The 12,874-nt window shown below is 71.1% G+C and carries 12 protein-coding genes and 1 pseudogene; 4 read left to right on the top strand and 9 right to left on the bottom strand.

The window, feature by feature from the left end; all coding sequences use genetic code 11:
• Positions 1–91 precede the first annotated feature (91 nt).
• Positions 92–562, top strand: a complete 471-nt coding sequence (locus tag JHW38_RS04655; RefSeq protein ID WP_207524853.1) for a hypothetical protein — start codon at positions 92–94, stop codon at positions 560–562.
• 69 nt (positions 563–631) lie between these two features.
• Here JHW38_RS04655 and JHW38_RS25870 read toward each other — a convergent pair.
• From JHW38_RS25870 to purB, 6 genes and pseudogenes are all read right to left on the bottom strand, one after another.
• A pseudogene (locus JHW38_RS25870) lies at positions 632–685 on the bottom strand (DUF6053 domain-containing protein); the annotation flags it as partial.
• A 123-nt stretch (positions 686–808) separates the two neighbouring features.
• Positions 809–1,735 (bottom strand): GNAT family N-acetyltransferase, encoded by a 927-nt coding sequence (locus JHW38_RS04650; RefSeq protein ID WP_207524852.1) that lies wholly within the window; start codon positions 1,733–1,735, stop codon positions 809–811.
• Positions 1,732–3,018 (bottom strand): cupin domain-containing protein, encoded by a 1,287-nt coding sequence (locus JHW38_RS04645; protein ID WP_207524851.1) that lies wholly within the window; start codon positions 3,016–3,018, stop codon positions 1,732–1,734. Before JHW38_RS04645 ends, JHW38_RS04650 begins: the two co-directional genes overlap by 4 nt.
• Before the next feature lie 183 nt (positions 3,019–3,201).
• Positions 3,202–3,600: a VOC family protein gene (locus tag JHW38_RS04640; protein WP_207524850.1), complete on the bottom strand. Its 399-nt coding sequence runs from the start codon at positions 3,598–3,600 to the stop codon at positions 3,202–3,204.
• Positions 3,601–3,980: 380 nt separating this feature from the next.
• Positions 3,981–4,913 carry a subclass B3 metallo-beta-lactamase gene (gene bla, locus JHW38_RS04635; RefSeq protein ID WP_207524849.1) on the bottom strand — a complete coding sequence of 311 codons (933 nt, stop codon included), beginning with the start codon at positions 4,911–4,913 and terminating at the stop codon, positions 3,981–3,983.
• A gap of 338 nt (positions 4,914–5,251) precedes the next feature.
• Complete coding sequence (gene purB, locus JHW38_RS04630; protein ID WP_207524848.1) at positions 5,252–6,628, bottom strand: adenylosuccinate lyase; 1,377 nt, start codon at positions 6,626–6,628, stop codon at positions 5,252–5,254.
• 365 nt (positions 6,629–6,993) lie between these two features.
• Here purB and JHW38_RS04625 point away from each other — a divergent pair, with 365 nt between their 5' ends.
• From JHW38_RS04625 to yiaA, 3 genes are all read left to right on the top strand, one after another.
• Complete coding sequence (locus JHW38_RS04625; protein ID WP_207524847.1) at positions 6,994–8,463, top strand: class II fumarate hydratase; 1,470 nt, start codon at positions 6,994–6,996, stop codon at positions 8,461–8,463.
• Between the two features lie 543 nt (positions 8,464–9,006).
• Positions 9,007–9,192: a hypothetical protein gene (locus JHW38_RS04620; protein WP_207524846.1), complete on the top strand. Its 186-nt coding sequence runs from the start codon at positions 9,007–9,009 to the stop codon at positions 9,190–9,192.
• Positions 9,193–9,590: 398 nt separating this feature from the next.
• Positions 9,591–10,004: an inner membrane protein YiaA gene (gene yiaA, locus JHW38_RS04615; protein ID WP_207524845.1), complete on the top strand. Its 414-nt coding sequence runs from the start codon at positions 9,591–9,593 to the stop codon at positions 10,002–10,004.
• Positions 10,005–10,421: 417 nt separating this feature from the next.
• On the opposite strand, the gene JHW38_RS04610 is transcribed toward yiaA, so the two are convergent.
• The 3 genes from JHW38_RS04610 to JHW38_RS04600 form a co-directional block, all read right to left on the bottom strand.
• On the bottom strand, positions 10,422–10,973 hold the full coding sequence (locus tag JHW38_RS04610; RefSeq protein WP_207524844.1) for a hypothetical protein: 552 nt from the start codon (positions 10,971–10,973) through the stop codon (positions 10,422–10,424).
• A gap of 76 nt (positions 10,974–11,049) precedes the next feature.
• Complete coding sequence (locus tag JHW38_RS04605) at positions 11,050–11,811, bottom strand: hypothetical protein (protein ID WP_207524843.1); 762 nt, start codon at positions 11,809–11,811, stop codon at positions 11,050–11,052.
• A gap of 100 nt (positions 11,812–11,911) precedes the next feature.
• The gene (locus JHW38_RS04600) at positions 11,912–12,853 is read right to left on the bottom strand and encodes an ABC transporter permease (protein WP_207526248.1); all 942 of its coding nucleotides are present in this window, start codon (positions 12,851–12,853) and stop codon (positions 11,912–11,914) included.
• Positions 12,854–12,874 lie beyond the last annotated feature (21 nt).

Below are 12,874 nucleotides of genomic sequence, written 5' to 3'. Positions count from 1 at the left end.
GACTCAGGACTCAGGACTCAGGACCTGGAACTCGGGGCCGGGCGCGAAGTGCGGCGCGCCGGCCCCGACCGGACGACTCAGGGAGGCGGCGATGGCGGAAGCGAACAAGGCGGGAGCGGCGTGGGTGTCGTGGGCGGTGGGCCTGACGCTCGCCGCGGCGGGCGCGGCCCGGGCCGCGGACAGCGCCGCGCCGGCGGTGGATCCGAACGTGGACGCGGTGGTCCAGGCCGGCCGCTGGAGCGAGACGGTGGGCGCCGAAGGCGCGCAGGGGACCTATCGCGTGGTCGCGGCCAGCCAGGGCTACGAGCACGTCTCGACCCGGGTGCTGGCGCAGTGGAAGGCCGACGGCGGCGAGGACGGGCAGGCCCGGATCGTGCACGAGGCCGAGCTGGTCGCGCCCGGGCTGTATTCGCTGGACCCGCCGAAGCTGGCCGCGAGCGCGGCCGGCGTGCGGGTCGAGTTGCGCGGGGTGGCGACGTACGACAGCCGGGTCAAGGTCGTGTGCCGCTTCGATCTGGCGCCGGGCGGGAAGACCAAGGTCGTGCGGGCCTGCGGGGAGTGATCCGCGCGGGGCTTTGCAGAGTGTTTGCTTGGCGACGGCCCGTTTGCATGCGGGCCTTGTGTGGGGGGCGGCTTCAGTCCCGACGCCTTTCTCGCCGATCGCAGCGACTTGATCGGAAAACGTCGGGACTCAAGTCCGTCCCACAAAATTGCGCCTCAGCGGACAAGCCCTCTGGCAGAAACAAGGTTCTTCCAGCGCAGGGTTTCTTTAAAAGCCGCCCCGCGCGCAGAAAACCCCGATTCGCGCTCAGATCCCCAGCGCGCGGAACTCCGTGCACGGCCGCGCCCGCTCCCACACCGGTTCGAACCGGGCGCGCAGCTGGCGCGCGCGCGGGCCGCCGTCGAGGCGGGTCTCGCCGTCGAAACGGTGGCCGAGCGGGCGGTAATACCAGCCGTCGCGGTCGTTGACGCAATAAGCCGCCGGATCGTTCTGGTCGACGGTTTCCTCGATCGCGCGGAACTCGAACGCGGTCGGCAGGCGCTGGGCCAGCCCGATCAGCGGCGCCAGCGCGCGCTGCGGCGCGGCCGGGTCGTGCAGCAGCACCCGCACCTGGCCGCCGCCGACGGCGAAACGGCGCAGCGCGGCGATCGTCGCGGCGCGGTCGAGCAGGCCCGGGTCGAGATCGCGGCTGCAGATCCACAGGCTGCGGCCGGCGTGGGCGAGCAGGCCGCTCAGCGCCGCCGCCGCGGCTTCGCGGCCGTCGACCGGATTGGCCGCGCCGAGCAGGCGGTACATCGCCAGATGCTCGATCCCGCCGGCTTCGAAAAAGCGCGGCCCGAACGGCAGAAAACCCTGGCGGGCATAAAACTCGATCGCGCTGGCCTGGCTGTGCAGCGAGAGCTCGCGCCAGCCCAGCGCTCGCGCGCGTTCGACCAGCGCCGCCAGCAAGGCCTCGCCGACCCCGCGGCCGCGCCACGAGGCCAGCACCGCCATGCGCCCGATGCGCCGGTCCGGGGTCAGCCGGCCGGTGCCGATCGGCGCGCCGTCGGCGTCGAACGCGAGCACGTGCTGGCATAGCGGGTCGCCTTCGGCGTCGCGCTCGAGCTCCAGCGGCACGTTCTGTTCGCGCACGAACACCGCCTCGCGCACCGCGCGCAGCGCGGGCAGGGCGGCGGCGTAATCCTCGACCGCGACGACGCGGTACGGGCCCGGGTCCGGCGCGGCGGCGCTCATTCTTCTTCGTCTCCGAAGGTTTCGGATTCGTCCTCGTCGTCGTGGCCGAGCCGGTAGTGGCCGCCGGCGACCAGTTCCAGCACGCAGGCGCGGCCGGCGTCGGACAGCGCCGAATACGCGGCCAGATCGAGCTCGGCCGCGGCCGCCAGCGCCTGCGCGTCCTTGGCCGCCAGCGCGTACTCCTGGCCGCTCACGTACAGGCGCGCGGCGCGGCCCTTGGCGTGCGCGCGGCGCCAGGCCATGCGCGACCACGGATGCCGCCACAGCGTCGCGCCGTGCTGCAGGGCGAATTCGAGTTCGATCCGCGACGGCGCCGGCGCGCCGCCCGCGGAGACTTCGCCGGCGGCGCGGTAGACGGTGATGAAGCGGCCGAACCAGTCGCCGAGCCGGTCGGGGTCGTTCATGCGCAACGCGTTCAAGCCCTGGACCACGCGTTCCATCGCCGCCGCGTCGATCTCGTTGGGATCGCGCGGCGCGGCCAGATCCGGATCGGCGTAGCGCAGCGCCTCGTCGGCGTCGGCGGCGAGGGTGTCGATGTAGTCGCCCATCAGCTCGGCCGCCGACGGCGCGCGCATGCCGACCGAGAAGGTCAGGCAGGCGTCCTCGGCGACGCCGTGGTGGGGCACGCCGGGCGGCAGATACAGCATGTCGCCGGGGCCGAGCACCCATTCGTGGCTGGGTTCGAATTCGCGCAGCAGCTTGAGCTCGGCGTCGGCGCGGAAGCCTTGCGGCGGGTTCGGACGCGCGTCGATCTGCCAGCGCCGGTGGCCCTGGGCCTGCAACAGGAACACGTCGTACTGATCGACGTGGGCGCCGACCGAACCGCCCGGCGCGGCGAACGACACCATGATGTCGTCGATGCGCCAGCGCGGCAGGAACGCGAACGCCGGCAGCAATGCGGCGACGTCGGCGTCCCACTTGTCCACGTCCTGCACCAACAGCGTCCAGTCCTGCCGCGGCAGCCCGGGAAAATCGGATTCGGCGAACGGCCCGTGCCGCACCGAGTAGTGATCGCGCGCGCGGTCGTGCTGGATCAGCCGCGCCAGCGCGCCTTCCTCGCAGGCCAGGCCGGCCAGGTCTTCGGGCTGCAGCGGAGACTGCAGGCCCGGGAAAGCGTTACGGATCAGCAGCGGGCGTTTTTGCCAGTACCGCTGCAGGAAGGTCTGCGGCGGCATGCCCAGCGGCGGACGCGCGGCGGCATCGATCTCGATGACCGCAGCGGCGTGCTGGTTGGACTTGCGGGCGGGCTTGCGGGCGGCGGGGTCGGGCTTGCGGGTGGCCATGGCGATGCGGCGTTGCAGCGGGCGCGGAGAGGACGGTCATTGTCGCTCATTGCGCGCACGGGCGGCGCGGGCGTGGCGCCCGCAGCGCGGGTTCGGCCGTCTTCGTTGTAGGGACAGCGTCCGCGTTGAGACCCAGTTCGCACGTCTCCCGCCGGTTGCGACGGCGCCGCCGGCGCGCCGGGTTCACCCGGCGATTTCGTCGTAGCCGCGGCCGAGGAATTGCAGCAGGCACCAGCCGTGGCCGAACGGATCCGACAACTGCACGATCCGGCCCCAGCTGGCCTTGCGCGCCTCGCCTTCCTGGCGCGCGCCGGCGGCCAGCGCGCTGGCCAGGGCGGCGTCGAGGTCGTCGACCACGACATCCAGGTGCAGCGGCGTCCAGTGCCGGGCATAGCCGCGCGCCTGCTGGCCGGCGCCGAGCGAGCCCTCGGGCTTGTGCAGCAGATAGAACGGCGCCGCCGCACCGAGCAGTTCGATCGCATCGCCGCCGATGCGGCGGCCGACGTGCAGGCCGAACGCGCGGGTGTAGAACGCCAGCGCGGCGTCGAGGTCGGGGACGTCGATGTTGATGAGCAGGTGCATCGCGGCGCTCTGCGGACGGAGGCGGGCAGTGTGCGGGGGCGAGTGCTAAGGCGGTGTGGGCGGCGATGTGAAAGCGGCAATGCCTGCTGTCTCTTGTCCCGCTCGCGGGAGAAGGTGCCCCGAAGGGGCGGAGGAGGGCTGCGCATGCCCTCACCCCAATCCCGCCCCGGCCCGAACGCATAGCGTTCGGGCGTTCGGTGCTGCGCGAGCCAATGGCTCGCAAGCGCAGCCCCTCACCCCACTAGCGGGAGAGGGGGTCAAGCGGCGGCGTTCGATGCAGGAGGGACTTCGGTACCGACGCTTTTGCCCGGGGCGCGGGGATCGGGCCGCAGAGTGCGGGGGGCTGAAGTCCTTCCCCCAACAACCAATGCCGGCGCGCCTCAGCGCGCCGGCGCCGGCTTGGCCCGCTCCTCTTGCAGCCGCGCATCGAGCTTGGCCGCGCCGGCGGCCGCATACGCGCGGCAACCGCCGGCATCGACCAGCGGCCGGCTCGCCTGCGGCCCCATGCGTTCGAACATGTCGCTGGCGCCCGGGTGCGGGCTCAGCACGATCTCGCACGGCAGCGCGGCGATGGTGTCGATGCTGCGGCGGAACGCCGCCAGCGCGCCCGGATGCGCGGCGTCGTCGCTGTAGCGGTAGACCTTGTCGCTGAACGGCGTGAGGCTGTCGGCGTAGACCACGTCGCGGCACGCGCCGGCCTCGTCGCAGGAGCGCCAGCTCCAACTGGTCGCGCCGGCGGTATGCCCGGGCGTCGCGTGCGCGGTCAGCCGCAGCGCGCCGAGTTCCAGCGTTTCGCCGTCGCCGATGCGCTGCACCGCGGACACCGGCGGAAAAGCCGGCACGGTCAGGAACTGCGGATCGCCGCGGTCGGCCTTGCCGCGCTCCAGCGCGGTCGCCGCGGGCTCGCGCGCGACGACGCGCGCGCCGGTGTCGCGCGCGAGACGGGCGATGCCGCCGGCGTGGTCGATATGCTCGTGCGAATTGAGGATGTAGCGGATCTGCCCGGGATCGAAGCCGAGCGCGCGGATGTTGGCCTCGATGGTCGGCGCGGCGGTGTCGGTGACGCCGTCGATGAGGATGTGGCCGGCGTCGGAGGTGATCAGGATCGCGCTGATCGCGCAGGTGCCGACGTACCAGGTGTTGCCGTAGATGCGGCGCGGCGGGGTCGGATCGTCCCAGTTCGGCTTGGCGGGGCAGGGCGCGGCGGCGTCGGCGCCGGCCGTCGCCGCGCCGTCGCGATGGGGCGCGTTCGCGCACGCGGCGAGCAGCGATGAAGCGATCGAGACGGCCAGCAAAGCGGAGGGCAAACGCATGCGCGGAATCCTTGCGGGAGAGTGGCCGTCACTATCCCGGATTCGCATGCGGCGCGGTTCAAAAAGAAATCGTGGCTGCGCAAAGCTGGATTTTTACGTCGCCGCATCGCAACTCCTGTAGGAGCGGCGCAAGCCGCGACCGCGACACTGCGATTGCGGCGAAAACCTCGTCGCAGCCGTTAATCCCGGTCGCGAAGCGGCGTTCGTCGCCGTCGCGGATTCGCGGTCGCGGCTCGCGCCGCTCCTACAGGAAGAAAACGCAACGACTGTAGGAGCGGCGCAAGCCGCGACCGCGACAATAAAACTACGGCGCAATCACCCGCAGCAACGCGCCGCGATCAAATCTCGCGCGCCAACCGCTCGGCCAGACCGACATAGCTGCCCGGCGTCATCGCCAGCAAGCGCTGCTTGTCCGCCTCCGGCAGTTCCAGCGAGCCGATGAACTCGCGCATCGAGGCCTCGTTGATGCCGTGGCCGCGGGTCAGCGCCTTGAGCTGTTCGTACGGATTCGGCAGGCCGTAGCGGCGCATCACCGTCTGCACGGCTTCGGCCAGCACTTCCCACGACGCGTCGAGGTCGGCGGCCAGCCGCTCGGGGTTGGCGCTGAGCTTGCCGAGCCCGCGCAGCAGCGCGTCGAAGCCGATCAGCGCGTGGCCGAATGCGGTGCCGAGCGCGCGCAGCACGGTCGAGTCGGTCAGATCGCGCTGCCAGCGGCTGATCGGCAGCTTGGCGGCGAAATGCTCGAACAGCGCGTTGGCGATGCCGAAATTGCCTTCGGCGTTCTCGAAGTCGATCGGGTTGACCTTGTGCGGCATGGTCGAGCTGCCGACTTCGCCGGCCTTGACCGCCTGCTTGAAGTAACCCAGCGAGATATAGCCCCACACGTCGCGGCACAGGTCGACGCAGATCGTGTCGATGCGGCGCTGCGCGTCGCAGAGCTCGGCGATGCCGTCGTGCGGCTCGATCTGGGTGGTGTAAGGCTGCCAATCCAGGCCCAGCGAAGCGACGAAGCGCTGCGAGAAGCGCGGCCAGTCGATCTCGGGGTAGGCGGCGACGTGGGCGTTGTAGTTGCCGACCGCGCCGTTGATCTTGCCCGGCATCTGCGCGCCGGCCAGGGTTTCGCCCTGGCGCTGCAGGCGCGCGACCACGTTGGCGATTTCCTTGCCGACCGTGGTCGGCGACGCGGTCTGGCCGTGGGTGCGCGAGAGCATCGGCAGGCCGGCGTGCTGGTGCGCCATCGCGCGCAGGGTCTGGATCAGCTCGTCGAGCTTGGGCAGCAGCACGTCCTGACGCGCCTGGTTCAGCATCAGCGCGTAGCTGAGGTTGTTGATGTCCTCGCTGGTGCAGGCGAAGTGCACGAACTCCAGTGCCGGCCCGAGCTCGGCGTCGTCCTTGAGCCGCTCCTTGATGAGGTATTCGACGGCTTTGACGTCGTGGTTGGTGGTGCGCTCGATGTCCTTGACCCGGGCGGCGTCCTCGACCGAGAGGTGCTCGGCCAGCGCGCGCAGGCGCGCGGCGGCGGCGTCGGAGAACGGCGCCAGTTCGGCGATGCCGGGCTCGGCGGCCAGCGCCAGCAGCCACTCCACCTCGACCTTGACCCGGGCCTTGATCAGGCCGAATTCGGAAAAGATCGGCCGCAGCGCGTCGACCTTGCCGGCGTAGCGGCCATCGAGCGGGGACAGGGCGAGCAGGGTGGTCTGGGTATCGGCGGGCATGGCGGGCGCGGGGAGGAGACAGTCGCGCATTCTAACCCCTGCGCCCGGGACGTGCCGGCGACCCCTGTAGGAGCGGCGCGAGCCGCGACCGCGGACTCGCATGTTTGCGGCGCGACCTTGTGCCCCCGCGGTCGCGGCTCGCGCCGCCCCTACAGGAAGCTGCGGCCGCACCCTGCATGATCGGGCGGAAACCGCGGCCGGCCTCGACGCCCGTCGCCGCCGCGGCGATCATGAGCGCCGCCAGCGTAGTCCAGCCAGCACGGTCGCCACGCCCGCACCGGCCTTCAGCCGCGGCGCGGCCGACCCGATCACAGCGCGCGCGGGCAGACACCGCGCGCTTCCCCTACGACTCAACGGAGTTGGCAATGGCGAGCAAACGCAAGACCCCGGCCCGCGGCGAACGCGCGGCGGCCGGCAAGACCGGCGGCGCGGCCGCGGGTTTCCGCCTCGAACACGACAGCATGGGCGAACTCAGCGTTCCCGCCGCGGCGCTGTGGGGCGCGCAGACCCAGCGCGCGGTGCAGAACTTCCCGATTTCCGGGCAGCCGATGCCGCGCGAGTTCATCCGCGCCCTGGCCCTGATCAAGGCCGCCGCGGCCCAGGCCAACGGCGGCTTCGGCCTGCTCGATCCGGGCGCGGCGCAGGCCATCGCCGCGGCCGCGCGCGCGGTCGCCGACGGCGGCCATGACGCGCAGTTCCCGATCGACGTCTATCAGACCGGTTCGGGCACCTCGAGCAACATGAACGCCAACGAGGTGATCGCGACCCTGGCCACGCGCGCGGGCAAGCACGCGATCCACCCCAACGATCACGTCAACCTCGGCCAGAGTTCCAACGACGTCGTTCCCACCGCGATCCGGGTGTCGGCCGCGCTGGCCGTGCACGAAAGCCTGCTGCCGGCGCTCAAGCACCTGCGCAAGACCATCGAGCGCCGGGCCAAGGAACTCGGCAAGACGGTCAAGACCGGCCGCACCCATCTGATGGATGCGATGCCGCTGACCTTCGGCCAGGAGTTCGGCGCCTGGGCCGCGCAGCTGGATTCGGCCCAGCAGCGCATCGAGGACGCGCTCAAGCGGCTGCGCCGGCTGCCGATCGGCGGCACCGCGATCGGCACCGGCATCAACGCCGATCCGCGCTTCGGCAAGGCCGTGGCCAAGGCGCTCAGCGTCGCCGGCGGGGTGCGCTTCGAATCGGCCGCCGACAAGTTCGAGGGCCTGGCCGCGCAGGACGACGCGGTCGAACTGTCCGGCCAGCTCAGCGCGCTGGCGGTGGCGTTGACCAAGATCGCCAACGACCTGCGCTGGATGAATTCCGGCCCGCTCGCCGGCCTGGGCGAAATCGAACTGCCGGCGCTGCAGCCGGGCAGCTCGATCATGCCGGGCAAGGTCAACCCGGTGATTCCCGAAGCGCTGGCGATGGTCTGCGCGCAAGTCATGGGCCACCACACCGCGATCACCATCGCCGGGCAAAGCGGCAATTTCCAGCTCAACGTGATGCTGCCGCTGATCGCCTACGACCTGCTCGATTCGATCCGCCTGCTCGCGCGCGCGATGCCGCTGCTGGCCGACAGCGCGATCGCCGGGCTCAAGGTGCGCGAGGCGCACGTGCGCGAAGCGCTGGACCGCAATCCGATCCTGGTCACCGCGCTGAATCCGATCATCGGCTACGAAAAAGCCGCGGCGATCGCCAAGCGCGCTTACAAGGAAGGCCGGCCGGTGCTGGAAATCGCGGCGCAGGACAGCGGCCTGAGCGAGAAACAACTGCGCAAACTGCTCGACCCGGCCGCGCTGACCCGCGGCGGCATTCACGGCGGCGGCGCGGGCGGCGGCGGCTGAGGCGGGCGGCGACACATTCGCACGGCGCGGGATTTGATGCACAATCGCCCGCGCCGTCGCGAACGGCCGCGGCTCCGGGGGCGCCGCGGAGAATGTTCGAGGATTTTGTTTCGCGACCGGCGTGGGGGTTTCCGGCGCATGCGCCTGGATATCCTCGCCGCACGGGAGGATTATCGGTGCGCGAGCGCGGATAATATTACGCCCGCCGCGGATGGGGAGGTTGCGACAGGGAGCTGCCGGTTATCCGGCCGCTCCGGGGCCGTGCGAGGGCGCGGTCCGGGCGTAGCGTCCTGCGTTCGCGGAGCCCGCACCGACGCCGCCAAACCGGCGCCGGCGCGGAAAATCGGCGGTTTCGGCCGCCGCGATGTCCGCCGCGGTCCGTCGCGGGCGCACGGTTATTGAGCGGTAACTGTGCGGTCATTACGGATCTACCGTGACGGGTATGAAGTAACTGTCGTTCGCGCGGAACAGGACGTGGCGCGCGCACGAGTTTCCCCGCAGCCCCTGGCCGCCCGGCCAGCCATAACTAATGGAGCCTCGCTCATGAAATCCAATCGTTTCCTTCGGTACGCCGCCATCGCTTCGCTGCTGGCCTGCGCCGCCTGCAAGCCGACGTTCTTCCCGGGTTTTCCCGGCGACAACATCCACGTCGACCTGAGCGGGCACGCCGCGCCGGCCGTGGCCGGTGCGGCCAAGGCCGCCGTCGCCGGCGTCCAGGCCGCGCGCTGACCGCCGCCCCGGGCCGGAGGTTCCGGCCCGGGACGCGCGCGCCGTCGCGGCGCGCGCGGCGCGGCCCGGCGGCGTGCCGCCGCGAGGGCGCGGCACCGGCCGCGCGAGGCCCGGCCACGCGCAGCCCGGCCGCTCAGAGCGCGGCCATTCGAGGGCTGGCGACTCAAGAGGCAGGCCCCTCAGCGCTTGTTCTCCCGCGCCGTCGCCGCGACACGGCGCGCACGACTCCCCCGCGAGTCGCATCTTTCGATACTTGAGCGATCGCCGATGACAGCGCCTGGCGCGCTCGGCACAGTGGCTGCGCGGGCTCGGAACGCCCGCATCCGCCGCCGTCGCGCACAGCGCGCAACGGCGGACTTTCCGGCCAGCGCCGGCCGCCGCTCACTCAAGGAAGCGCTATGAACCGTGCTGTATCCCGCAAGCCCTCGGCCGCTTTCGTCGGCGCCTCGTGGGGCGCGCTCCTGCTCGGCTCGCTGGCCTATCTGGTCGGCTTGTGGAACGCCGGGTTGCAGCTCAACGAAAAGGGCTATTACTTCACCCTGTTGCTGTACGGCCTGTTTTCGGCGGTGTCGGTGCAGAAGTCGGTGCGCGACCGCATGGAAGGCCTGCCGGTCACCAACCTCTACTACGGCCTGGCCTGGACCTCGGTGATCGCGGCGCTGACGTTGATGTTCGTCGGCCTGTGGAACGCGCAGATCGCCTTCAGCGAGAAGGGCTTCTACGCGATGGCCTACGGCATGAGCCTGTTCGCGGCGATCGCGGTGCAGAAGAACACGCGCGACAGCGCCGACGACGGGCGCGGGTTCGACTGATCCATCGGTGGTCATCCTCGCGAAGGCGGGGGCCCGGAGACTTCAGAGTCACGCTGCGATGAAGCCCTGGGTTCCCGCCTTCGCGGGAACGACGATAGGTGAGTTTGCTGCGTTTCCATCAGCCGTCATCCCCGCGAACGCGGGGATCCAGAGACTTCAGAGTCATGCTGCGATGAAGCCCTGGGTTCCCGCCTTCGCGGGAACGACGATAGGTGGGGTGGCCGCGGTTTCATCAGCCGTCATCCCCGCGAAGGCGGGGATCCAGAGACTTCAGAGTCATGCTGCGATGAATCCCTGGATTCCCGCGTTCGCGGGAACGACGACAGGTAGGTTCGCCGCGTCTGTCCCAGCCGTCATCCCCGCGAACGCGGGGATCCAGAGGCTTCAGCGCGATCCTTCCCGGCCGACCGCACGGACTCAGCCGCGATCCTTGCACTCGTCGCCGGTGCCCTGCTTGATCCGCGCGAACGGCTGGAACTGCGGCAATACCGCGGTCAGCCGCTGCTGGGCCTGGCGCAAGGTCTCGACCCGGCGGCAAACTTGCATGGCCTGCTCGCGCAGCTTGTCGGCCTGCGCTTCGACCTTGGCCTCGGTCTGGTCGGTGCGGCCGTCGCGCACGTCCTGCACCACGGTGCTCAGCACTTGCCCGGCCATCGCCGCGCCGGCCTTGCCGATGGCGGCGCCGTCGCGCTTCATGCCGGTCGCCTGGAGGTAGAACTCGCGTCCCGCGGCCTGCTGCTCCGCGCTCAGGGTCAAGGCCTTGCCGTCGATGGCGATGGCGCCGTCGGCGCCGATTTCGGCGCGCTGGCCGCCGCCGCGCACCGTCACCCGGTCGCCGCCGATGGCGATGTGGTCGATCACCGAGACGTGCACGCCGTCGGTGTCGGACTTGCGCGAGCAGGCGCCGGCGAAGACCGCGACCATCGCGGCGGCGAGCAGCAGGACGAAGGGGGACTTGCGGGCGTTCATGAGAGGAGTCCGATGGAAGCGCGCCGTTGCGGAGGCGGCGGCGCGGGCCGTGGCGCTCGGCCCGCGCCGCCGTGGATCAATCGTCCTTGGGCACGTCGACCTTGCCGGCCACGCCGCGATGGCGCACCGAACCGCTGCCGACCCGGGCCACGCGCAGGTCGCCGCGCACGCCGTCGACTTCCAGGTCGCCCGAGCCGATGCGGTCCATCGTCACCGAGCCGGCGACCTGGTCGAGTTCGACGTCGCCGGAGCCGACCGTGCCGATCTTGACGTCGCCGCCGACGTTGCGCGCCTTGAGGTCGCCCGAGCCGAGGCTGACGATCTGCAGCGGGCCGATGTCGCGCAGGCCGATGTCGCCGGAGCCGACCGAGGCGACGGTGAGGCCGCGCACGTTGGCTATCTGGATGTCGCCGGAATTGACGTCGGCGCTGAGCGCGGCCACGTCCTTGACCGCGGCGTCGCCGGAACCGACCTTGAGCTGCACGCGCAGCTCGCGCGGCACGCTGGCGTGCAATTGCAGGTGGTACTGGCCGTTGAAGTTCAGGCCCAGGCGCTTGGCGTGCTCGGCCACGACCACCAGCTTGTCGCCTTCGCGGCGCTGGCTGATCGTCAGGCCGGGCAGGTCGCCGGCGTTGCTGGCGCAGGCGCGTCCGGTCACCGCCGCGGCGCCGTTGCCGCCTTCCACGACCAGGTCGTCGGAGCCGATTTCGAACACCACGACCTTGGCGCCCTTGAGGTCGAGCGCGAGATTGCGCGGCTGGGCGTTGTCGCAGCGGTCGCCGGCGAAGGCGGAGGCCGGCAGCAGCGCGGCGCAGAGCAGGAAGGAGAGGGGACGCATGTGACGCTCCTGAGCGGATGGGTGAGGCTGGGATGCGGCCGGGGCCGGCAGGGTTGCAATCGGTCCGCGATGGACCCGCCACCGGCGCCGGCCGCGCGCCTCAGCCGTCGTCGCGCCAGCGGCGCAGGCGGATCGCGGCGAAGATCATCGCCGCGCCGAGCGCCGCGCCGATCCACAGGTCGGCGGTCGCCAGCATGTGCAGGCTCGATACCGAATCCAGTTGGTTCAGCGCATCGGTGCCGCGCAGGGCCGCCTGCTGGGCCTCGTCGCCGTAGCGGTAGTGCAGGAACCAGGTGCCCGGCACCACGCTGAGCAGGCCGCGCAGCGCCACCGTGTACCAGATCGCGGCGTGCGGGATCTCGATGCCCGGCATCACGTCGAGGAAGCTGACGAACACGCAGGCCAGCAGCGGCACCACCACCGCCCAGACGAACGGCACGCTGCGCGCCCAGGCCGAGCACAGCATCAGCCAGCCCACGGTCGGCAGCGCCCACAGCGCGTACACCGGCACCGACAGCAGCAGCTCGCCGAGCAGGCGGAACGGATGCGCCTGGGTGAAGATCGCGCCGGCGCCGGCGAAGCCGTTGAGCACCGCCGCCAGCCACGCCAGCACCCACATCAGCAGTCCCACGGCCAGGCCGATCGCCGCGGCCATCAGCGGCGCCAGCAACAGCGCCCACGCCAGCTTGGACAGCACCGCCTGGGTGTCGGACACCGGCAGCGATTTCCAGAACAGGATGCTGCGGTCCTTGCGCTCGTCGTACAGCGAGCCGAGCGCGTAGAAGAACACCACGAACACGAACACCAGGCAGACGATGCCGAGGCCGCCGGCGAGCGCGGCGTCGCCGATCTGTCCGGCGCGGCTGAGGTCGCCGGTCATTTCCAGGTTGATGCCGTCGTGGTCGCGCACCGAGTACTTGTTGAACAGCACCGAGCCGGCGATCACGCCGAGCACGGTGAACGCCACGGCGATCGCGCCGGCGATCAGCGGGCCCCACAGGAACCCGCCGCGGTGTTCCCAGAACTCGCGCTTGAGCAGCATCACGAACACCTGCGACGGCGA

It is taken from the genome of Lysobacter enzymogenes (assembly GCF_017355525.1).
In the GTDB taxonomy this organism is placed as follows: Bacteria; Pseudomonadota; Gammaproteobacteria; order Xanthomonadales; family Xanthomonadaceae; genus Lysobacter; species Lysobacter enzymogenes_C.
The sequence above is the reverse complement of the archived record's forward strand: the minus strand, read 5'-3'. Positions and strand labels throughout refer to the sequence as shown.